Source organism: Psychrosphaera sp. HA2-10 (genome assembly GCF_055693745.1).
Map to the genome: position 1 here is coordinate 634544 of NZ_CM146341.1, position 22859 is coordinate 657402.

Annotated in this window: 20 protein-coding genes; 14 read left to right on the top strand and 6 right to left on the bottom strand. The window is 39.6% G+C overall.

Features of this window, described 5'->3' with window-relative positions; genetic code table 11:
• The first annotated feature begins 49 nt into the window (after window positions 1-49).
• Window positions 50-895 (top strand): glutathione-dependent disulfide-bond oxidoreductase, encoded by an 846-nt coding sequence (gene yghU, locus ACZ1GV_RS02945; protein WP_472675155.1) that lies wholly within the window; start codon window positions 50-52, stop codon window positions 893-895.
• Between the two features lie 134 nt (window positions 896-1029).
• Window positions 1030-2037 (top strand): hypothetical protein, encoded by a 1008-nt coding sequence (locus ACZ1GV_RS02950; RefSeq protein ID WP_472675156.1) that lies wholly within the window; start codon window positions 1030-1032, stop codon window positions 2035-2037.
• Here ACZ1GV_RS02950 and ACZ1GV_RS02955 read toward each other — a convergent pair.
• Window positions 1986-2342 (bottom strand): Hpt domain-containing protein, encoded by a 357-nt coding sequence (locus tag ACZ1GV_RS02955; RefSeq protein ID WP_472675157.1) that lies wholly within the window; start codon window positions 2340-2342, stop codon window positions 1986-1988. The genes ACZ1GV_RS02950 and ACZ1GV_RS02955 overlap by 52 nt on opposite strands.
• Before the next feature lie 116 nt (window positions 2343-2458).
• Window positions 2459-3649: a flagellar assembly protein T N-terminal domain-containing protein gene (locus ACZ1GV_RS02960; protein WP_472675158.1), complete on the bottom strand. Its 1191-nt coding sequence runs from the start codon at window positions 3647-3649 to the stop codon at window positions 2459-2461.
• 211 nt (window positions 3650-3860) lie between these two features.
• Between ACZ1GV_RS02960 and ACZ1GV_RS02965 the strand changes: the two genes are divergently transcribed.
• The 5 genes from ACZ1GV_RS02965 to ACZ1GV_RS02985 all read left to right on the top strand — a co-directional run bounded on the left by ACZ1GV_RS02965 (window position 3861) and on the right by ACZ1GV_RS02985 (window position 10776).
• Window positions 3861-4319 carry an LPP20 family lipoprotein gene (locus ACZ1GV_RS02965; protein ID WP_472675159.1) on the top strand — a complete coding sequence of 153 codons (459 nt, stop codon included), beginning with the start codon at window positions 3861-3863 and terminating at the stop codon, window positions 4317-4319.
• 119 nt (window positions 4320-4438) lie between these two features.
• The gene (locus ACZ1GV_RS02970; protein WP_472675160.1) at window positions 4439-5503 is read left to right on the top strand and encodes an efflux RND transporter periplasmic adaptor subunit; all 1065 of its coding nucleotides are present in this window, start codon (window positions 4439-4441) and stop codon (window positions 5501-5503) included.
• Between the two features lie 2 nt (window positions 5504-5505).
• Complete coding sequence (locus tag ACZ1GV_RS02975) at window positions 5506-8598, top strand: efflux RND transporter permease subunit (RefSeq protein ID WP_472675161.1); 3093 nt, start codon at window positions 5506-5508, stop codon at window positions 8596-8598.
• Window positions 8599-8624: 26 nt separating this feature from the next.
• A complete protein-coding gene (locus tag ACZ1GV_RS02980) occupies window positions 8625-10250 on the top strand; it encodes an amidohydrolase family protein (RefSeq protein ID WP_472675162.1) in 1626 nt (541 codons plus the stop codon).
• A 10-nt stretch (window positions 10251-10260) separates the two neighbouring features.
• On the top strand, window positions 10261-10776 hold the full coding sequence (locus ACZ1GV_RS02985) for a DUF2058 domain-containing protein (RefSeq protein ID WP_472675163.1): 516 nt from the start codon (window positions 10261-10263) through the stop codon (window positions 10774-10776).
• Window positions 10777-10854: 78 nt separating this feature from the next.
• On the opposite strand, the gene ACZ1GV_RS02990 is transcribed toward ACZ1GV_RS02985, so the two are convergent.
• Window positions 10855-11766: a LysR family transcriptional regulator gene (locus ACZ1GV_RS02990; protein WP_472675164.1), complete on the bottom strand. Its 912-nt coding sequence runs from the start codon at window positions 11764-11766 to the stop codon at window positions 10855-10857.
• A gap of 132 nt (window positions 11767-11898) precedes the next feature.
• Between ACZ1GV_RS02990 and ACZ1GV_RS02995 the strand changes: the two genes are divergently transcribed.
• From ACZ1GV_RS02995 to ACZ1GV_RS03005, 3 genes are all read left to right on the top strand, one after another.
• Entirely contained in the window at window positions 11899-12585 is a 687-nt protein-coding gene (locus tag ACZ1GV_RS02995) for a type 1 glutamine amidotransferase domain-containing protein (RefSeq protein ID WP_472675165.1), read from the top strand.
• Between the two features lie 62 nt (window positions 12586-12647).
• Window positions 12648-14129, top strand: coding sequence for an NAD-dependent succinate-semialdehyde dehydrogenase (locus ACZ1GV_RS03000; RefSeq protein ID WP_472675166.1), 1482 nt, complete (start codon window positions 12648-12650; stop codon window positions 14127-14129).
• A 106-nt stretch (window positions 14130-14235) separates the two neighbouring features.
• Entirely contained in the window at window positions 14236-14694 is a 459-nt protein-coding gene (locus ACZ1GV_RS03005) for a hypothetical protein (RefSeq protein WP_472675167.1), read from the top strand.
• Window positions 14695-14768: 74 nt separating this feature from the next.
• On the opposite strand, the gene ACZ1GV_RS03010 is transcribed toward ACZ1GV_RS03005, so the two are convergent.
• Both ACZ1GV_RS03010 and ACZ1GV_RS03015 read right to left on the bottom strand, forming a co-directional pair.
• Window positions 14769-15587 carry an ion transporter gene (locus tag ACZ1GV_RS03010; protein ID WP_472675168.1) on the bottom strand — a complete coding sequence of 273 codons (819 nt, stop codon included), beginning with the start codon at window positions 15585-15587 and terminating at the stop codon, window positions 14769-14771.
• A 5-nt stretch (window positions 15588-15592) separates the two neighbouring features.
• A complete protein-coding gene (locus ACZ1GV_RS03015; protein WP_472675169.1) occupies window positions 15593-16192 on the bottom strand; it encodes a YigZ family protein in 600 nt (199 codons plus the stop codon).
• Window positions 16193-16331: 139 nt separating this feature from the next.
• Here ACZ1GV_RS03015 and ACZ1GV_RS03020 point away from each other — a divergent pair, with 139 nt between their 5' ends.
• From ACZ1GV_RS03020 to ACZ1GV_RS03035, 4 genes are all read left to right on the top strand, one after another.
• Window positions 16332-16838, top strand: a complete 507-nt coding sequence (locus ACZ1GV_RS03020; protein ID WP_472675170.1) for a hypothetical protein — start codon at window positions 16332-16334, stop codon at window positions 16836-16838.
• Between the two features lie 2 nt (window positions 16839-16840).
• Window positions 16841-18310, top strand: coding sequence for a dGTPase (dgt, locus tag ACZ1GV_RS03025; RefSeq protein WP_472675171.1), 1470 nt, complete (start codon window positions 16841-16843; stop codon window positions 18308-18310).
• A gap of 84 nt (window positions 18311-18394) precedes the next feature.
• Window positions 18395-19594: a tyrosine--tRNA ligase gene (tyrS, locus tag ACZ1GV_RS03030; RefSeq protein ID WP_472675172.1), complete on the top strand. Its 1200-nt coding sequence runs from the start codon at window positions 18395-18397 to the stop codon at window positions 19592-19594.
• Window positions 19595-19843: 249 nt separating this feature from the next.
• Window positions 19844-22186 carry a S9 family peptidase gene (locus tag ACZ1GV_RS03035; RefSeq protein ID WP_472675173.1) on the top strand — a complete coding sequence of 781 codons (2343 nt, stop codon included), beginning with the start codon at window positions 19844-19846 and terminating at the stop codon, window positions 22184-22186.
• Window positions 22187-22275: 89 nt separating this feature from the next.
• Here the strand turns inward: ACZ1GV_RS03035 and ACZ1GV_RS03040 are convergent, their stop codons facing one another.
• Entirely contained in the window at window positions 22276-22848 is a 573-nt protein-coding gene (locus tag ACZ1GV_RS03040) for a DUF1415 domain-containing protein (protein ID WP_472675174.1), read from the bottom strand.
• Window positions 22849-22859: the final 11 nt, after the last annotated feature.

A 22859-nucleotide genomic window follows, 5' to 3' on the forward strand; every position in this document is an offset into this window, starting at 1 on the left:
ATCTAAAAATTAAGTTGTAACGTAAAAGTATAAAAAAATAGGAGTTTTTATGGCGAGTAATACGTACAACCCTCCAAAGGTATGGACCTGGGAAAACGAAAATGGTGGCGAATGGGCTAGTCTCAATAGACCTGATTCAGGCGCTAGATTTGACAAGTCGTTACCCGTTGGCAAGCATCCTTTTCAACTGTACTCATTGGCAACACCCAACGGAGTAAAAGTTACGGTAATGTTCGAAGAGCTTCTAGCAGCAGGGTTTCAAGAGGCGGAATACGATGCACATCTAGTTAAAATTCAAGATGCAGAGCAATTTAGTAGTGGTTTTGTATCTGTAAATCCAAACTCTAAGATACCTGCGTTAGTCGATAAATCTGGCAATAAAGACATTAATATCTTTGAGTCAGGTGCAATACTGCTCCATCTTGCAGAAAAATTTAACGCCTTTATTCCAAGTTCAACGGAGGAGCGTGCGGCGTGTTTGTCTTGGTTATTTTGGCAAGTAGGAAGCGGCCCTTACTTAGGTGGTGGCTTTGGTCACTTTTATGCTTACGCACCAGAAAAATTTGAATATCCAATCGACCGCTTCACGATGGAAACAAAACGTCAGTTAGATGTTTTGGATAAACATTTAGCCAACAATGAATATATGGTTGGAAAAGATTATACAATTGCTGATATGGCTATATGGCCTTGGTATGGCGCACTAGTACTTGGCCACCTTTATGACGCAGCAGAGTTTTTAAACGTAAGTAGCTATAAAAACTTGGTTGCTTGGGCTGAAAAAATTGAACAAAGACCTGCAGTGAAACGCGGAAAAATCGTCAATAAAACATGGGGTGATGAAAGTGAACAACTGCACGAACGTCACTCACACGAAGACTTCAATAATAATTAACTTCAAATAACACAGTGTTACATGCAAGGTAGGTATAAGTTTGTACCTATCTTGCACCTCGTTTGTTTTTAATATCGCGCCCAAACATTTCTATACTATGCTAAAAGATAGGTATAGGAAGTTGGAGTGCAACATTGAACAAAATATCGGTTCTTTTAGTATTTACCATAGTGTTTTATGCACCAGGTATATTTGCGCTTAATGGCGAAACTATATCCTTCGAAATACAAGCACTACCGGCCTACGAAAAACACGATGAAGTTCGCCTTCCATCATCTGTACCTTTCGAATATCAATCTCATCAATATTATTTAAGGCTTTTAGAGTTGGCCTTAATAAAGACACAAAAAGAATTTGGGCCTTATAAAATATCATTTGTCGATTTGCCGTTTTACCAGAGCAGGGCTTTACAAGAACTGGATATAGAAGACAGTATTAATGTTTATTGGAGTGTAGCTACAGATAAACGAGAAGAGCAGGCCACGGCGATTAAAGTCCCTCTACTAAAGGGACTATTGGGGTATAGAATATCTCTAATATTAAAAGAAAAATATGCGATGTTCCGTCGCTTAAATGATCCTCGGAAGTTACAAGAGTTAATTGCAGCGCAAGGTTATGATTGGCCAGACTATTCAATTTTAAAGCATAATGAGTTTAATGTTGTAGGTATAAGTGTGTATGACTCTATTTTGGAATTACTGCACAAGCAGCGAGTTGATCACTTTCCTCGCGGAGTTGAGGAAGCAATGCGTGAAGTTGAGCAGAGAGAGGACTCCGCAATTACCTTAGAGCCAAAATTCATGTTGTATTACCCGTCGTATATTTACTTTTTTGTAGGTAAAAAGAACGTTCGCTTAGCAAAACGAATTGAAAAGGGTTTATTGTTAGCTCATAAAGACGGAAGTTTAGAGGAACTGTTTGAGCAGTTTATTCAAGTTGACGAAATTTCGAAGAAGGTGAATGTTAAAAATAGAAAAATAATTAGACTGGACAATCCTTTGTCAACGTCAAAGCCGTTAATAGAGGTGAAACCGATATGGCCGGTTCCTCAAAAAGTTAATAACAAGTTATTAGTACCGAACAAATCTTCTTACAGTGACTCTTTGATTGCAGACTTAGTGGTTTCTAACAACAGGATATAATTATCGTAAATAGACTTTATTGTTGTTTCATCCTGCTCTTTACCTGCCTTTTCTAAAATAGCAGACTGCTCTTGTACTTTAAAAGCACCAACGCTTGCAGCTGCACCTTTTATACTATGACATGCCTTACCAAACCCAATCCAATCACCTAAGTTAAAAAGTTGTCTAATAACGGGAATATCTTGCTCTAATTGCACAATAAACATAGCAAGAACGTCATTGAATAATTGTTCATCGTCCATACAATTAGTTAGTCCAGTTTTCGTATCTAAACCTTCTATTGTTTGTAATGCATCGATTGTCATTCTTATATTTCCATTTAAGTGTTTAGTTAAAGAACCGTTAATCTAAATATAAAACGATTAGATACTTGGTAACTCATTATAGACTATAACAAATAGTAAATGACGCTAAAACCCGGTTACCAATCAGTTGCCCAGTCTTTAAGCTCAATTACATCATTTACTTGAACGTTGCTCATAAAGTCTTTATCAAGAGACTCAGCAATAGCCGAGTTTTCATATACTTGGGTGATTTTCACTCTATATGGACTAATAACAAAGTTGGTAAGTAAATTACCACTATTATCTACGATATCAGCACGATACGAAACTCTATACTCTTGACCAACATATACACCTTGTCCACGGCCAATATTAAGTTGTATTTGTTTACCTTCTTGTATCGCTAAAATTTTACTTTGTAACTGTTGGCAGCTCAATTGACTTAATATATCGTCTCGCATATCGGTAAGGTTTCGTTCTATTGCGCTACCATATTCAGAGTTCCAAAACTTACGGCTGCTCACATTAACCGAGTCTCTTTTATCAAACGTCCAGTCAGCCTCTGTTCTAAAACGATTTTGATAAATGACCTCGTGCGTAAGCGCATTGGCAATCATTAAATCAAATGTAAAAAACCGCTCAAATTCATCATCTTCCCAGAAGCTAAAACTGTTCGATACATCGCCGAATGACAAGTCGCTAATACGACCAAACATTACAAATTGCGTATTTGCATTCTGTGCAACAGCGTCGATAAGTTCATGTCGAACACGCCCTTGCTGTTCAAAATCGATATTTACGTTTAGCTTTTTTTCAAACCAAGCGACGGGATATATTGTTGAACTCCCGGATTGCAACATAGATAAGATCTTTCTAGGGATTTCTTTCTCTAGGCCGTATAAACCACCAATTTTTGCATGTTCCCAATGCTGAATAGGGAATTGAGTAATGGCGACTTTTTTACCGAATTCAGCAGCGTAACAAGCTCGTTCTTCCGGGAATATATCAGCTCGAATAGTTACAGAAATAGAGTCACCGCGTTGTAGTTCACTGACTATTTCTATTCTATTTACTGCACCGTTTGATCGCACTTGGATTGAGTCATCGACCAAAAGACCTTTTGAGATTTGCTGAATACTCGAAACATTCGCGCCAGAAAATAGCATTGCTTGCTTAACGGCATCTTGCATCGCTCGATTTTTAGCGCTCGCTACATCACCGTGGCGAACTCGAGCTTGCCCGGTGGCCTCGTACCAATCAGCAATCGTTGTTGCTGAAAATGCTGATAGAGTCATAAATACGATAAATTTTACAAACGAATTAGTCATGGCTTTGGTCTCAGTGCTAAATTCTACGATGTGGCCGTCAAACTATTGTCACCTGACAAACCAAGCGACAAAGGCCTTACATTTAAACTAGTGTAAAACTGCAATTTATAGACCAGTCTTATAAGTTCGTTTGATATTATTGGGGTTGGTGGAAGTGGCCTAAAATTTGAATAACAATATTTACTTTATGATCCGTGCTTGAGACGACAAGATGACTATTCGATTTATTATTATTTTATTTGTAGCACTAAGTGCTGGTGGATGTACGTCCTTACTGGATAAGCATGTTAGTTGGGAATATGAAAAGCCTGAGCAGTTCCCCATTCTAAGAGCCGTGGGTTATGCACCAATTTCAGCACAAACCGGCAATGATCCTCAAATTCGGCAAATAATGGCAATGCGTGCATCTAAGTTAGATGCTTATCGAGAATTAGCAGAGCAAGTTTATGGCTATCAAATTAAAGGTAAGTCTGAAGTAAAAAATTTAGTTGCGCAAGATGATCAAATGAGAGCTAAAGTAGAGGGAGTTATAAGAGGTGCAAGATTAGTGAAATCTTATCCCGTTGGAGATACCTACGCCACGGAATTAGAACTTGATATGAAACTAGTTTTTGATTTGTACCGTATCAATACCCGTCCAAGAAAAATTAAGAATGTAGAATACTACTAGTTACCCACGAGATTCAGACAAGACGATTGAAACTCAAGGCAAATCACATGGTTGAATAAAACCAAACAAGTATGATTCTACTATTATTTAAATCAGCTTAAGATTAGTAGGATCTCGGTATGTTAAAAAATCCTGTTTTATGGATTGTAGTTTTATTAATAGGCATGTTGGCATTTGTATTTTGGCCAATGGAAGACAAACTGCAAGATCAGCGAAGAGGCGGTACACCGTTAGTCGAATATTCTGTCGTATCTTCGTTACCGTATAATGAGGAGATTTCAGCACTAGGTAATGCACAAGCTAACGAATCTATAGATTTAAAAGCCTACAGCACAGATAGGGTTCAATTAGTTCACTTTGATGACGGCCAGTTTGTAAAAAAAGGTCAGCTACTTGTCACAATGAAACATGATGAAGAAAAGGCAAATATTGACGAGTACAAAGCCACGCTCAATGAACATCGCCGTCAATTAAGGCGTCTGCAAGATTTAGAAAAGCAAAGCGCAACTGCTGCGAGCGCAATAGAAAAACAACAAAGCCTCATCGAGTCAACGGAAGCGCAACAACAAGTTGCAGAAGCTCGCTTTAACGAAAAATTCATTGTAGCTCCATTTTCTGGCCAAGTAGGTCTTCGACAAATTAGTCCCGGCCAACTTGTTACCAATAGCACCAATATAGTTACCTTAGACGATGTGAGCAGAATCAAAGTCGAGTTTCAGCTTCCTGAAAAATACCTAACGGAAGTTACTGTCGGTCAACAAGTACAAGCGCAACACGTCGCGTTCAAACAACCTTTTTTCGGTCAAATTGATAGTATTTCATCTCGCGTTGATAAAACGTCACGAGCTTTTTCAGTGCGAGCCATATTTAACAACGAGTCACAGTCATTACGTCCAGGTATGTTGCTTCAATTAAAGATCACGACCGAAGCTAGCAGTGCGCTTGTTATACCTGAGTCTGCAATTGTACCAATTAATAATCAGCACTTTGTCTATGTTCTCAACGACGATAACACAGTAACTAAAACTGAAATTGAAGTGGGCCGTCGTAAACCTGGAACAGCAGAGGTAATTAGCGGTTTAACGAGTGGCGACAAAGTTATTCACAAAGGGGTTTTGAAGATCAGAGATGGCGCTAGTGTTATGACACCGGAAGACAACAAGAATAAGCCTAAGGAGAGCTAATCATGTTACTTTCCGATGTGTCAGTTAAACGCCCTGTTTTTGCAACAGTAATAAACTTACTATTAGTCACATTTGGCATTGTTGCCTTCTTCATGTTGGCTTTAAGGCAATACCCGGACATTGATCCTCCCATTGTATCAGTAAGTACTTCCTATCCTGGAGCGTCAGCTGAAATAGTAGAGAGCAAAATTACCCAAATATTAGAATCTCGAATATCAGGAATCTCGGGTGTTAAAAATATTAACTCGAGCTCACGAAACGGTCGCTCAAACATCAGTATTGAGTTTAATACTAACGTTGATATTGACGCCGCTGCAAATGATGTTCGTGAACGTGTATCAAGAGCACTTCGTAGTCTGCCAGACCAAGCCTTGCCTCCTGAGGTTTACAAAGCAAATGACGATGAAGATGTGGTGGTGTGGTTCGTTTTAAACTCAGAAACCATGAACGCATTGGAACTAACTGATTATGCAAAACGGTATATTGTTGACCGCTTTGCTGTGGTTGACGGCGTTGCTCGCGTTCGTTTAGGCGGAAGCCGTGATTATTCAATGAAAGTTTGGCTAGACAAGGATGCAATGGCTGCGCGTGGCGTTACCGTCACTGATATCGAAAATGTACTTCGAAGAGAAAACGTCGAGTTGCCTGCTGGTGAAATTAAGTCTACCGATCGTAATTTTAACGTTCGAATTGCGCGGGCATATAAAACCCCAGAACAATATCAATCTATGGTCGTTGCTCGAGGCGATGATGGTTATTTGGTTCGCCTCGGTGATGTCACCAGAGTCGAGTTAACTGCACAAGATGATGAAAATACCTTCCGTGGTAACGGCGAAAACATGATTGGTTTGGGCATAATCAAACAATCAAAAGCCAATACTTTAGATGTTGTTAAAGCCGCCCGAGTCGAAATGGATAATATCCGTGCAACATTGCCTGAAGGGACACATATTGAGGACTCTTATGATTCGTCAGTATTTATCGCTAAGTCAATTGATGAAGTGTACAACACACTATTTATCGCCATATTTCTTGTTGTGCTTGTTATTTATCTATTTTTGGGCAACGTAAGAGCTACTTTTGTTCCTGCGGTAACGGTTCCTGTTGCCTTAGTATCCACCTTTACAGTTCTAATGGTGTTAGGTTTTTCGATTAACCTACTAACGTTATTAGCTTTAGTTTTGGCAATTGGTCTGGTTGTCGATGACTCCATCGTCGTTCTTGAAAATATTTACCGCCGTATGGAAGAGGGCGAGCCACCTTTATTAGCCGCTTATCGTGGGGCAAGGGAAGTTGGTTTTGCGGTTATCGCCACCACGCTTGTTTTAGTTGCGGTGTTTATTCCCCTAGTATTTTTAGAAGGCAATGTAGGGCGATTGTTTGTTGAATTTGCAATTGCAGTCACTGCCGCCGTGATTTTTTCTAGTTTTACTGCGCTAACATTGTCGCCTATGTTGTGTTCTAAAATTCTTACCTATCGAAAGCGTGAATCTAAAGTTGGTAAATGGCTAGATAGCGGATTTGATAAGCTAGAAACAAGTTATGAGTCACAACTTAACAGCACGGTATCAAATAAAGTTGGTTTAGTTGTCGTTATGTTAATGTCTTTGACATTAATTTATGGACTTTTCAAAGTGATTCCTCAGGAGCTTGCACCACAAGAAGACCGAGGTAACTTCTTTATGATTGTACAAGCGGCTGAAGGTGCAAGTTACGACAGTAACCTAGCCAACATGAATGAAGTGGAAGCTAAACTACTAAAATATTATGAGCGTGGTGAAGTTGATCGTGTCATCGTTCGAACGCCAGGGTTTGGAGGCGGAGCCGGAATTGCAATTATTGGTATGCCAGACTGGGACAACCGAATTAAGTCAACTAACCAGGTGATGGGCGAAATATCAGCAGAGATGCAATCATTAACTGACGTTAGGGCCTTCGCGATAATGCGAAGCGGATTAGGTGGTCGAGGGCTTGGCCGTCCAGTACAATTTGTATTACAAGGTGATACTTACGAACAACTTGCCCAATGGCGAGATATTATTTTAAGTGAAGCAAGAAAAAACCCTAATTTACTAAGGCTCGACAGCGATTATAAAGAAACATTGCCACAGCTATTAGTGGAAATTGATACATTACGTGCCGCAGATTTAGGTGTATCAGTTGCAGATATTGGTCGAACATTAGAAGCAACACTTGGACAGCGTCGCGCTACAACGTATATCGAGCGTGGCCAAGAGTATGAAGTGGTATTAGAAGGACCTGATGAAGAGTTTGCGACACCGTCAACCTTAAATGATTTGTACGTCCGCTCGGCTCGTACTCAGCAGCTTATTCCACTGTCAAATTTAGTGACAGTTCGAGAGCAGGCGACTGCCGGAACACTAAACCGCTACAATAGAATGCGTAGTATCACTATTGAAGCTAACTTAGCTGACGGTTATAAATTAGGTGAAGCACTGGATTTCTTAAACCAAGTAGTAGCCGAAAATATAACTGATGCAGTACAAGTCGATTACCAAGGCCAATCAGCGCTCTACAAAGAGTCAGGTAGTTCCATTGCGTTTGTTATGCTAATGGCGATGGCGATTACTTACTTAGTATTAGCCGCACAATTTGAGAGCTTTGTTCATCCGTTAGTTATTATGCTTGCGGTACCATTAGCGGCGGTAGGTGCCTTAATGGGATTGCAGTTTGCTGGCTTGAGTTTAAATATTTACAGTCAAATTGGGCTCGTTATGCTAATTGGACTTGCTGCTAAGAATGGTATTTTAATTGTTGAATTTACTAATCAGCTACGAGATAAAGGTGGTGAATTTAAAACATCGCTTATTCGTGCATCAAAACAAAGACTTCGCCCAATCGTGATGACCTCTTTCTCAACTATAATGAGTGCGGTCCCTCTAATGCTCGCAAGTGGTGCCGGTGCAGAGAGTCGAGAAGTTATTGGTGTTGTTATCTTTTCAGGAGTTGCATTTTCAACAATGTTAACCTTATACATTGTTCCAATGGCTTATTTTTGGATAGCTCGTAATACAGGTTCGCCGCAGGCAGTAAGTAACGAGTTAACAAAGCAAATGAACAATCACCCTGAGTAATTAATTTAATATATGTGGATTTACTTATGACAGTAGCAAGGAATCTAGCTAAGCAAAGCTATCTTTTATCTTTAAAAAACATAATCAGTGGCTGTTTGCGTCGGGCATTTTTGGTAGCTGCCGTATTTGTATTCTCGCCACTGTCGCTCGCAGAGCCAGGAGAAAAGGCACCAGAAAGGAAGTCTACAGAAGGTATTGAAGCTGAGCGTATAATTTTACGGGGTGGTATTTTAATAAATGGTGAGGGTGCACCTCCGCGCGGTCCCGTAGATATACTCATAGAGAAAGGTCGAATCAAGAATATTAAGTCTGTAGGTTATCCAGGTGTACCAATAAAAGATGGTGGGCGCCTCAAAGCCAAAACAGGCGATGTCGAAATTGACATTGAAGGTCAATATATCCTCCCTGGATTTATTGATATGCACGGCCATATTGGTGGTTCAACGGCAGGTGTGCCTGCAGAGTATGTATTTAAGTTATGGTTGGCGCATGGCATCACAACGATCAGAGAACCAGGTAGCTTCAACGGTTTGGAGTGGGTATTAGAGCATAAAAAACGCAGTGACAATAATACGATTGTTGCGCCAAGAATTGTTCCTTATGTTGGTTTTGGAATGGGACATAAAGGTCCTATATACACTGCTAAACAGGCAAGGGACTGGGTTGAGCTAATCGCAAGTAAAGGTGCAAAAGGAATAAAGTTTTTTGGCGCAACACCTAAAGTTATGGAAGCGGCGCTAGATGAAGCAAAAAAACAAGGTCTAAGAACCATGATGCATCATGCTCAGCTTAATGTAATGAGTATGAGCGCATTAGATTCAGCGCGACTTGGCTTAACAACCATGGAGCATTGGTATGGGCTACCAGAAGCTTTATTCGAAGATAAAGTTATTCAGCATTATCCAGCTAATTATAACTACAATAATGAGCAACACCGTTTTGCTGAAGCCGGAAAACTATGGAATCAAGCTACAGACGTTAATTCAAAACACTGGCAAGAAGTGCGTGATGAGTTGATCGCCCTTGATTTCACCCTAAATCCTACGATGACAATTTATGAAGCGAGTCGAGACTTAATGAGAGAGCGACAAGCTATATGGCACGAGGAATATACATTGCCAGTACTGTGGAAGTTTTTTGAACCAAGCCGTTATGCACACGGGAGTTATTGGTTTGATTGGACAACAGCGGATGAAATTAACTGGAAAAATAATTTTAATAAATGGATGGCGTTCTTAAATGACTATAAAAATCATGGCGGACGAGTGACTACAGGATCTGACTCGGGCTACATTTATAAAATATTTGGGTTTGGCTATATACGTGAACTAGAACTGCTTCAAGAAGCTGGTTTTCACCCGTTAGAAGTTATTCAATCAGCAACATTAAATGGCGCAGAAGCATTAGGAATGGCAGAGCAAATTGGAAGCATTAGCATAGGAAAGCGCGCTGATTTAGTGATCAGTTCAGAAAACCCACTACATAATTTTAAAGTTTTATACGGAACGGGTCATTATCAGTTAAACGCCGATAATCAACCAACACGTGTTAATGGATTAAAGTATACAATTAAAGATGGTATCGTTTATGATGCCCAACAATTGTTACAAGACGTTCGCAATATTGTTGCTAAAGCGAAAGAATCAAAATAAAAGGTTAATCATGGCCCAGATGTCATTACAAGAGCAGCTATTAAAAGCTGGCTTAACAAACGAAAAAAAAGCAAAAAAAGCAAAAAAAGCGAGTAAAAAAACTCGTGATATGAAACGCGACGTAAAAGCAGCCGCGGAAGAAAAGCGTCAAGCGCAATTAGCAAAAGATAAAGAACTGAACAATCAGATTAAACAGCAAGCTGAGCAAAAAGCGCAAAAAGCACAGATAAAACAACTGATTGAAATGAATATGCTTGAAGTGGCTGGTGGCGATGTTACCTACAACTTCATGGACGACAACAAAGTTAAAACCCTGAAGGTGACCGCAGCAATACAGCGCCAGTTGGCTAACGGATTATTGTCTATCGTTAATTATAAAGATGACTATGCAATTATCCCTTCTGTTGTATCAGACAAAATTGCAATTAGAGATGATTCGGTTCTGGTTTCACAAAATGAAATTGAAGAGCCGGATGAAGACGATCCGTATGCGGACTATGTTATTCCAGATGATCTGATGTGGTAATAGCAAGTTTAGTAATGCTTATTATTTTATTTTGAGTAAATGCAAAAAAGGAGACAATAGTCTCCTTTTTTATAAGCGTTATTTTAGCAATGGAAGTTGATCGTCCCGCCAATCCTTAAAGTGTTCAACAAGAAAGTCTATCGCTAATCTTGCTCTGGCCGGTAAGTACTGCTTATTAGCGTAAACAATCCAAGTGGGAATTTGTTTTTTCCAAAATGGCTCTAAAATTGGCACAAGGTTTTTATTTATAAGACTATTACCGTAACTCGATTGAGGCATATACGAAATGCCCATTCCCGCCTCAACAGCTTGGACTAAACTTCGACCACTGTTTGATCGCCATTTCGGTTTTACCTTAACGGTAATTTCCTTATTTTCACTCTCAAATCGCCAATGATCAGATATTGCCACTATGCAGTCATGATTCACCAAATCTTGCGGTGTTTGAGGTATGCCGTACTTTTGCAAATAACCAGGACTGGCCGCGGCCACTAATTGTCTATCAACGAGCTTTCTTGCAATTAGCGAAGAGTCTTTTAACTGACCATAGCGAATAGAAAAGTCGATTCCTTCTTGAACAAAGTCGACATATTTAGAATTAAAATCAATATCAATATTTAGTTTTGGATGCAGCTTTGCAAACTCCAGCAACACTGGAACTATATAGAGTTCGGCAAACTCGCCTGCGGCTGATACGCGTAAAGTGCCAGCTAGTTCCACTTGATGATCACTAATAGCTTCGTTCGCTTGAGCTAGTCCGTCCAATAAGCTTTGGCAGCGATGGTAATAACTATGACCTGCATCGGTTAATTTTACCTGTCTTGTCGTTCGCGCAAAAAGTGCAACACCTAAACGTTTTTCTAATTTAGCGATCTGTCTACTGATATGCGACGTAGAAACATTGAGCCTTTTTGCTGCACTTGTGAAACCTTGTGTTTCCGCAACAGCAACAAATTCTGAAATGCCGTCGAACGATAAAGACGTGATCATGTAGTCAACCTTTGATGATTAATTGTTGCATTATAACAATAATGTTTTCTAATAAAAGGTTATTATCAATGAATCAGAAAGGGTCTATTATATATTTGTAAAGTATCTCAAATAAATTATTAAGGATTGGAAATGTCAGCAACAGAAAAAAAGATTTTAGTATTAGTAACTAATCACGCAACGCTAGGTGACACAAATGAAGCAAACGGCACGTATGCTCCGGAGATCACACACGCTATAAATGTATTTAACAAAGCTGGCTTAGACTACGATATTGCTTCAATAAAAGGTGGTGCAGCGCCACTATACGGTACGGATGCGGAAGGTGACGATGTAAATGCAGCTATCCTTGCAGAGTCAAATTTCAGCCACAAAATCGAAAACACTAAATTAGCATCATCATTAAATCTTGAAGAGTACAATGCGGTATTTTATCCGGGCGGGTTTGGTCTACTTACAGATTTAGCCAGCAACGAAGATGTTGCTAAACAAACCGCACAGTTATTTGAAAATGGTGCAGTAGTTGGTGCTGTGTGTCATGGTCCTGCTGGCCTTCTACCAATTAAATTATCTAACGGTAAGTTACTTATTGAAGATATCACGGTTACGGGATTCACTCGCGAAGAAGAAGTTGAATTTGGAACTATCGATAAAATTCCATACGTTTTAGAAGAAAAGTTAACGCGTGCAGCGGGTAGCTATGTTAAAACTGCTCCATGGGGCGAGTTTATTTCTAAACAGGATCGTGTTATCACAGGTCAGAACCCTGCGTCTGCTCACGCAGTTGCCGATGCAATGGTAGAGCGTTTAAAAGCATAATCGCAACTGCAACATACGCTAACCGACAATAATACTATTGAACGTTTACAAGGATATTTAGCATGAGTACGACAATTTCTGCCAAGGTGTTTGAGTTGTTACAAGACCCTAGTTTAGTCAAAACTGGATCGCTTATTAATGGTGACTGGCACTCGTCTGATGCTACTTTTGACGTACTCAACCCTTTTGATCAAGAAGTATTGGTTTCGGTTAGCGAAGTTGCCAAAGATGACATGAGCCAAGTAGAAAAGGCGATTGCAGCTGCTAAAAGAGCGCAGCAGGAATGGCAGCAGAAAACAGCGTATGAACGTTTTGATTTAATGATGGCTTGGTTTGATTTGATGATTAAGCACAAAGATGATCTCGCCACTATTATGACGCTAGAACAAGGTAAGCCTTTAAAAGAGTCACGAGGTGAAGTTGAATATGGAGCGAGTTACGTTAAGTGGTTTGCTGAAGAGGGCAAACGTATTTACGGTGACACAATACCGGCTTTAGCTTCTAACCAAACTATCAAAGTCATAAAGGAGCCTGTGGGCGTTGTTGCTGCAATTACACCGTGGAACTTTCCCAACTCAATGTTGGCTAGAAAAATTGCCCCTGCAATTGCAGCGGGTAATACCGTTGTTGCAAGGCCAACCGAGCTGACGCCATTGTCTGCTCTAGTGTTAGGAGAGTTAGCTAATCGAGCTGGCATACCTAAAGGTGTGATAAATATTCTTGTTGGCAGTAACGCTAAGGAAGTAGGAAAGGTACTGACAACTCACGACGACGTAGATAAATTTAGTTTCACCGGTTCGACTAATGTCGGTAAGTTACTAATGGAGCAATGCGCATCGACCGTGAAAAAAGTCTCATTTGAGCTCGGTGGTAATGCGCCGTTTATTGTGTTTGAAGACGCGGATATTGATGCTGCAGTCGATGGTGCAATAAAAGCAAAATTTAGAAATGCAGGTCAAACTTGTGTTTGTGTAAATCGAATAATGGTGCACTCCTCGGTTCATGAGGACTTTGTTGAAAAATTTGTCGAGAAAGTAAAGTTATTAGATGTGGGTAACGGTTTAGATGATGTTGATATTGGTCCGTTAATCCATCAAAAAGCTGCGGATGATGTTAGAGAGCTTGTACGTGAGGCAACTGAGCAAGGTGCAACGATCAAATATGGACAACTATTAAGCGGAACCATTCAGTCGCCTATCGTGCTTACTAATGTGAATAACGAAATGCAAATTGCCAAAACAGAAATTTTTGGGCCCGTTGCTGCCATTCAGAAATTTGAAACTGAAAAACAGGCGGTTTTATTAGCGAACGATACTCCATTTGGATTAGCTTCTTATTTTTATAGCCAAAATGCCAGCCGAATAGAAAGGGTAAGCCGAGGGCTTAAATACGGAATTGTAGGCGTTAATGAAGGGCTTATTTCAAACGCTGCTGCGCCATTTGGTGGGGTGAAACAATCTGGTTTTGGTCGTGAAGGCTCGTTGTATGGTTTAGATGATTACTTGAACATAAAATATATCTGTACAACATATGAAATGAGCTAATCTAAGAGCCGTTGTCCGAGTAGCGTAATTACAGGCAAGCTTGCTAAACAGGTGAAGAGTATTTAAACTCAAGCCTGTTTTTTATTATTTATAACAAGGAAAGGTTATGAATTTCAAAGTATTACCACTAGTTACTACCGCCAGTTTGATACTGTTATCGGGGTGTTCATCGACACCAGACTCTTCAAATAGTTTAGAGCAAGTCATTACCGTGGAACAAATGCTAACGGTAGCCTCTAATCAGCTCAATACAACACTGCCAAAAATGATTGATACCGAAACTAGGCTAGACGCTTCGTATGTAAAAGGGAATCGATTTTACTACAAAAGCACACTATTAAATTATTATGTCGATAATATTGACGTTGATGTATTTAATCGTGAAATGTCACAATCCACCAGTCGCTATATTTGTTCTTCAGATGACATGGCTTTTTTCAAAGAAAACAGTGTGATATTAGTTTATTCCTACCATGACGACGAAAATAAATTTATTAGTGACGTTATTGTCGATACATCGGCCTGCCATTTAACAACAGGCTCAGACATACCAACAAATAACTAATCGCTTACCGAATCGAGTCGCAGTTATCCGCGACTTTTTTCATCACCCATTTTTCATTAACTGCTTTTCATTAACTACTTTTCATCGAGCTTAGCTCTTAAATATCTGAGCTCCTTTAAAATATCGTCCATTTTATCTTCTTGCTCGGATGCATGTTCCTCATTTAATGCCAGTTCTTTTTCAAAACGAGCCTTACGGTGTTCCTCTTCCATTACATTAACCACAATTCCGATAACCATGTTTAAGAACGCAAAAGCAGTAAAAAATATAAACGTTAAATAATAAACCCAGCTCATAGGATAAACGGCCATGGTTTCGTACATTACGTCGGTCCAGTCTTCAAATGTCATAACGCGGAACAAGGTTAGTAGTGAAATGGTAATATCACCCCACAAATCAGGGTTTATATCTTCAAATAAGGTACTACCGATTGCTGCATAGATATAAAAAATTATAAACATCAGCAGCATAACGTAACCAAGCTGAGGCATAGCTTTAATCAGTGAGGTTAATAAAATGCGTAACTCAGGAATAAAAGAGATCATCCGAAGAACTCTAAAAACACGTACCAAACGAGCAATTAATGCCATGTCGGTATTTTCAATAGGGATCAGACTAACGGCGACTATGATGGTGTCGAATAGATTCCAAAAGTCATGAAAAAAGCGCTTTTTATTTTCTTCAGTACCAAATCGTATCGCAATTTCGATAATAAAGAATACGGTAATAAACCAGTCAAGATAGACGGTGATTTTATGCATGGTGGAGGACACGTCATAAGTTTTTACACCAACGAGCAGTGCCGAGGCAATAATTACTGATATGACAAACAGCTCAAACGCTTTGTTATGACGAATGCGAAGTAGTGTATTTTGAAATGACTTAAGGCTCATTATGTTTATTTCTCGGTTATCTTAAATTGAAAACTTTTAGCAACTAATAACGCGCACAGGGCGTCAATATTGTCTTTGGGCAACTCTATCGTTATAAGCACCTGATTATTGTATAAAACATCTTCTATGGTACCCGATAGTAGCTGGCACTGATGTCGAAGCCATTGCTCATCTGAAAAGGGTACAGTAACGGCTATTTCAGTGCGCTCAACAACAGGCTGAAGCGAAGCAAGTTGGTAACTTTGTTCAACTGCTTGAGAATAAGCTCGCACTAAGCCGCCAGCGCCAAGTTTTATGCCACCAAAATAGCGAATGACAATCGCCATAACATTATTAGTTGGTTTATGTTGGAGCACATTTAACATAGGTTTACCGGCAGTTCCACTCGGCTCTCCGTCATCAGACATAGCCGCTGATTGAGAATTTGGTGAGTCCCCAATAACATAAGCCCAACAATGGTGACGAGCATCAGGGTATTGTAACTTGGCTTCCTGCAGCCATTTCATCCCATCGGCACGATCAGAAATTGGTACCAACCATGTTATAAACTGACTCTTTTTTATTTCAAGTGTGTTTTTAACGGGCTCAATTAGTTGATATCGCATTAAAGACTCTAATTTGTTGGGTTTAACTTTGTTTTAAATACTGATAAGTTAGGTGCAGTAAATTGAATGAGCGGGATTATGCCACGGCATACTCTAAAAACGCTAGATACATCTAATTAGAAATTGATATGGAAGTTTCATGAAAACGGTTAAGTTGTTGCTAACTATTGGCTTATTGGGAATAAGCATGTTCAGTCAAGCTGAAATATACAAGTGTTTAGAAAATGGAGTTGCTAAATTTTCAGCCTATCCTTGCAAAGATCCAGCTTCGCAGGAAGAGTATGATATTAACCGATCTGAATCGATGTCATCCTACTTCACTCGTCAAAACGAAAAGTTACAACAAAAACTAGACGAACAACGCGCTCGAGCGGAAGCCTATATCGAGAGTTATCCAGCTATACCTAGCACCATCAGAGACGCGATTTTAGATTGCAAAATCATTCGTGGCATGAACCGCAAGCAAGTTTATTATGCGTGGAACGTGTTGCCAGAAGATCAAAAGCAAAGTATCAGTCGAGAATCATCACTCACTTACTTTACGTATAAACAAGCCCCTATTTGTGCAAACGACAAATTTAAAGAGGCGGATCTTACTTTTGATAACCGCACCAAATTGCTCGTTGGCTGGAACATTCGATACTAATAATGACAGACTATTCAAAAAAAATATCAGCGGTTCGATCATACAGTCGAAACGCGACAGCCTCGACGGATCCGCAATATCTATCTGAACAATTCGAAAGTGATCGTGGGCGTATAATTCAGTCAGCAGCGATAAGACGTTTGCAGCAAAAGACCCAGGTATTTCCCTTAGAAAAAAACTCAGCCGTTCGCAGTCGGCTTACCCACTCACTTGAAGTACAACAAACCGGCCGGCATATAGTTCGAACGGTTTTTAAACGTCTACCGCAAGCCATTGCAGAGAGTTGGAAGTTACTACCTTACGAGCGAGAAGTTGAAACGCTTGTTGAGATGGCTTGTCTAATGCACGACATTGGCAATCCGCCATTTGGCCACTTTGGTGAGTCAGCAATTAATCATTGGTTTGAAAAAGAATTAGATAATCACGTGGTATTTAGCCAAGCTAACGACAAAATGTTAGGCCTGCAGTTAAAGTTGGAATTAAAAAGCTTTGAAGGCAACGCACAAGCATTCCGCATAATCTTTAACTTACTTAAGCTTAATCTGACTTATTCACAAGCAGCGAGTATTTTAAAATACACCCGAAGTGGTCTAGAACGTAAGCCAGAGAAAGATAAACCGCTATCGTATCTAAAGAAAAAAGTGGGTTATTATTATTCTGAATTAGATGATATCAACGCGATGAGTAAACACCTCAGCATTAAGCCTGGGCATCGCTACCCTTTAGCTTACTTGATGGAAGCCGCAGACGATATAAGTTACTGCTTAGCGGATATTGAAGATGGTGTTGAAAAGGGCTTATTAGACTGCCAAAAGTTAGCTAGCAAATTAAAAGAAACGTTTGCTGAATTAGCCGGTGACAAAGCTGACGAGCCTTTGGCAAGAAATAAAATGTTTTCTGAAGCAGTTGATTACGCGTTGGGCCGCAGTGAAAAAGAACCAATAAACAAAGCTCATGAATTTTTTGTTTGGCTTAGAGTACAGTTGATACATCCTCTAGTCGAACATGCAGCACAAACTTTTATTGATAACGGTGACGCGTGTTTTGACGGCAGTCTTAATCGTGCATTATTAGAAGATGACAGCGTTTATCATCACATGATTGAAACATTTAAATCGGTGGCCATACGCTATATTTTTAGTACAAATGAAGTAGAGACGAAAGAACTTCAAGGTTATCGAATTATTACGGGTTTACTTAATGCATATTCGCCGTTATTAAAGTATCCAAAAGATAAGTTTTTAGCTATGGTTGAAGGTAGTGAGCGTGGAGGCTTAATCGAAGCTCGTTTATACAAGCGCTTACCTAAAAAACACCTTAAAGCCTATCAAGAAGCATTAAAGGAACGTCGCGATAGTAACGACTTTGCTTTATTCGAGTTTTATTACCGATGCCGACTTATTCAAGACTTTGTAAGTGGCATGACTGACCAATTTGCTCTAGAAGAAGCAAATAACTTATCCGCTATTTAACAAAATTTGTTTATCGGGATTCAAAACAAACTCGGCTTGCAGTACACTGCAGGCCATTATTTTTTCATATCAAAAGCCTAAGCCATGACAGATATCAATCAAGCGTTTGCAGAGATTAAACGCGGAGCAGATGAAATCCTGCCAGAACAAGATTTAATCGATAAACTTAAAACCGGTAAAACATTAAAAATTAAAGCCGGATTTGATCCTACTGCGCCTGATTTACATTTAGGCCACACAGTTCTTATTAATAAGTTAAAAACGTTCCAAGACTTAGGTCATGAAGTTATATTTTTAATCGGTGACTTTACGGGCTTAATTGGTGACCCAACTGGAAAAAGTGCAACACGTAAACCTCTGACAAAAGAAGACGTGTTACGTAACGCGGAAACTTATAAAGAACAAGTATTTAAAATATTAGATCCGGCAAAAACGACAATTGCATTTAACTCCACCTGGTTTGATAAATTTGGTGCCGCTGACATGATTAAGCTTGCCGCGCGTCAAACCGTCGCTCGTATGTTAGAGCGAGATGACTTTAAAAAGCGTTATGCTGGTGGTCAATCAATTGCGATTCATGAGTTTTTATACCCACTCGTTCAAGGCTGGGATTCAGTAGCGCTAGAGGCAGACGTTGAGCTTGGTGGTACAGATCAACGCTTTAATTTATTGATGGGTCGTGAACTGCAAAAAGAAGAAGGTCAAACACCGCAGTCAGTATTAATGATGCCATTACTTGAAGGCCTTGACGGTGTTCAAAAAATGTCTAAGTCATTAAATAACTACATCGGTATTACGGATGCTCCAAACGATATGTTTGGTAAAGTAATGTCAATTAGTGACGAATTGATGTGGCGTTATTACGATTTATTGAGCTTCCGCCCGTTAGAGGAAATTGCTGGGCTAAAAGCACAAGTTGAAGCAGGTACAAACCCTCGCGACATCAAAATTGATTTGGCGAAAGAGTTAATCGCACGCTTCCATTCAGAAGATGATGCACAAGCTGCGCACAATGACTTCATTAAGCGTTTCCAAAAAAATGCGTTACCAGACGACATCCCAGAAATAAATGTTTCGGCGACAGAAGCAATGGGCATTGCAAATGTTCTAAAAGAAGCTGGTTTAGTAGGCAGTACATCTGAAGCAATGCGAATGATCAAGCAAGGTGCCGTAAAACTTGACGGCAAAGAAAAGGTAACCGACAGCAAGATGATGGTTGAGTTAGGTGCACCGCAAATTTTCCAAGTAGGAAAACGCAAGTTCGCTAAAATTACCTTAGGCTAACCTTGATAGTTAGATGAGATAAAATTGAATTACGTAAAATGAATTTTATCTAGTTCAATTTGAGAACGTTTTAATTAGTTGTCATCATTGATGAGTTATAAAAGCCAGTCTTAGACTGGCTTTTTTGTTATTTGATCGGGCAATTTCGCACAATCAACAAAATCAATGATAATGTTGGCATCATAGTAATAACAATTTTCAAACTATTCTTAATCATTATAAAACACACATAAAGGGGAGAGCCTAGCAATGTTGGTGAAAAAGCTTACTTTGCTAATGACTGCAGCTTTGGTCGTAACTGGTTGTGCAAACTTAAATAGCACAACAGCACCTCAAGAAAAGCCTCAGGAATTATCATTAGAACGAATTTATAAAGATCGCGAATTTAAAAGCGAACGTGCTACTTATTTTAAATGGCTAAAAGATGGATCTGGTTATACGGTATTAGAAAGACGTAAAGCGGAAGTCATCCCAGCAAAGAATAAAAATGGTGAAGTGGCAAGCGATATTGATGCCCTTGAAGACAAAGATGCCGATAGCGCAAATGGTATATCGGGCAATGATATCGTTTTTTATAACCCAGACAGTACAGGTCGTAAGGTATTAGTTAATTTTGAACACTTGATACCGGATGGGCATAAAGAGCCTCTTAGTATAGAAAGCTATGATTGGTCAAAAGATGGCAAATGGTTAATGGTTTTTACCAATGGTCAGAAAGTCTGGCGTTCAAGAAGCCGTGGTGACTTTTGGTTATTAAACTTAGAAACTAATAAACTAATGCAACTAGGTGGAGAAACACCAGCTGATGCTAAGTTGATGTTTGCTAAATTTTCACCAGACAGCTCAAAAGTTGCTTACGTACAAGACAATAATATTTTTGTACAGCCCGTGGGTAGCAATAAAGTGACTCAGCTAACCAATGATGGCAGCGATATTATTGTTAACGGTAATTTTGATTGGGTTTATGAAGAAGAGTTTTCTATTCGCGATGGTTTCCGTTGGAGCCCAGATAACAAAAGTATTGCCTATTGGCAGTTAGATACGTCTGGCGTAAAAAACTTCATCATGATTAATAACACCGACGAGCTTTACCCTACATTAACTACATTCCCATATCCAAAAGCGGGTGAGCAAAACTCAGCGGTTAAAGTTGGCGTTGTTAATCTGGAAGATAAAAAAACTCGATGGGCTGACTTAAAAGGTGACAATCGTGACCGTTACATTCCACGCATTAGCTGGGCAGGCAACGGCCAGTCACTGCTAATTCAAGATGTTAACCGTCCGCAAAATACCAATAAACTATGGATTTTTGATTGGCAGGCTGGTGATTTAACGAATATTTATACAGATAAAGACGAAGCATTTTTAGAGTGGTTCTATGACGCTAAGTTTATTAATAATGGTGAGGACTTTATTTGGCATAGTGAACGTGACGGTTGGCGTCATCTTTATAAAGTATCTCGCGATGGTAAAAGTATTGTTGATTTAACACCAGGCGATTATGACATTGTTGATATGTTAGGGGTTAGCGAAGAGAAAAATGCTTTGTTTTTTACAGCGTCTCCAAAGGACGTATCGCAACGCTACTTATTTAAAGCAACACTAGACGGCTCTGAACCTGTACAGCGTATTACTCCAGAACAATATGCAGGTACAAACAACTATTACATGTCGGAAGATACATCTTGGGCGCGTCACTCCTTTAGTCAATTTGCGACACCAAATACTCGTCAGGTTATTTCGGTTAATGATCATAAGGCGATAAAAAGCTTAGTGAAAAACGAAAAACTAAAAGAGCAACTGGCACAAGAAAACTTACCGAAGCATGAGTTTTTCCAAGTAGAGGCACGCGATGGCGTTAAGCTTGATGGTTATATTATGTTCCCGCCAAATATGGACAAAACTAAGAAATATCCAATTATTTTTTATGTTTACGGTGAGCCATGGGGGCAAACAGTAAAAGATAGCTGGAGGGGTAATAGCTACCTTTGGGATTCTATGATGACGCAAAAAGGTTATATTGTTGCATCAGTAGATAACCGAGGGACGAGAGCTCCAAAAGGGCGAGACTGGCGTAAGTCGATTTATAAAAAGCTAGGCGATATTACAGCTCGTGATCAGGCCGATGCATTAGATGAAATGGCTAAACGTTGGTCGTTTATTGACACAGATCGTGTTGGTGTTTGGGGACATTCAGGCGGTGGTACACAAACATTAAACTTACTATTCCGTCATAGCGATAAATATAAAGTCGGTGTTGCTGTTGCAGCGGTTCCTGATTTAAGCCTTTATGACACTATTTATCAAGAACGCTATTCAGGCAACCCTAAAACCGACCCAGATTCTTACAAAAACAGCTCGGCATTAAACTTTGCTGATGGTTTGGAAGGTAAGTTGTTGCTCATTCACGGTACTGGCGATGACAACGTTCATTATCAGGGAGCTGAACGTTTAATTAATGAATTGATTAAACATAATAAACAGTTTGAATTCATGTCGTACCCTAATCGCAGCCATGGCATTTATGAAGGTAAAAACACGACACTTCACCTAAAAACGCTGTTAAGAGATTTCTTTATCAAGAATCTATAATGAGCGAGGATAGAGAGTTTTAATTCAAAAGGCGCCTAGGCGCCTTTTTTCATATTTTTTTATTAGATACTTATTGTCCAAATACGTCGCTATTCGGATATATTGCCATTCAGATGTGGAAATAGGCGTTCTATCTCCGGCTCACTTAACGCATCCATCAAATTCATATTACGCTGCGGAATTTGCTCTGGGTTTGGGTATTGTTTTAATACACGGCTCATACTGTCTTCACGAATAATGTGAATGATTGGGTAAGGTGCTCGGTTTGTTAAATTCTCTCGAGCGTCTTGTTCAGCACCGTCAAATTGGTAGTCCGGATGAAAGCTTGCCAGCTGAAAAACACCTTCAAAACCTAAATCCTCATTGACAACGTTTGCAGTATCTAAAAAGTCTAAGTAGACATAAAAATCTTCTAGCAAGTTAGGGATAACAAATACAGTTGTATCGGTTTTTTCAGCGGCAGTTTTATGTAAGCTAGCTAAAGCCGCAGCAAAATCCTCTCCAATATCCAACATGGAGTTTCGCTGACTAATCACGATTTCTATTTGCTGTTGGCTACGAGGCTTTTTGGCAAAGGGACACAAATTTAGGCCGATGACGACATCGTCAAGCCATTGCCAAACTTGGCTTTCAATATTCTGATGTTCAGTTGACATGTTCATTGTATTTACTC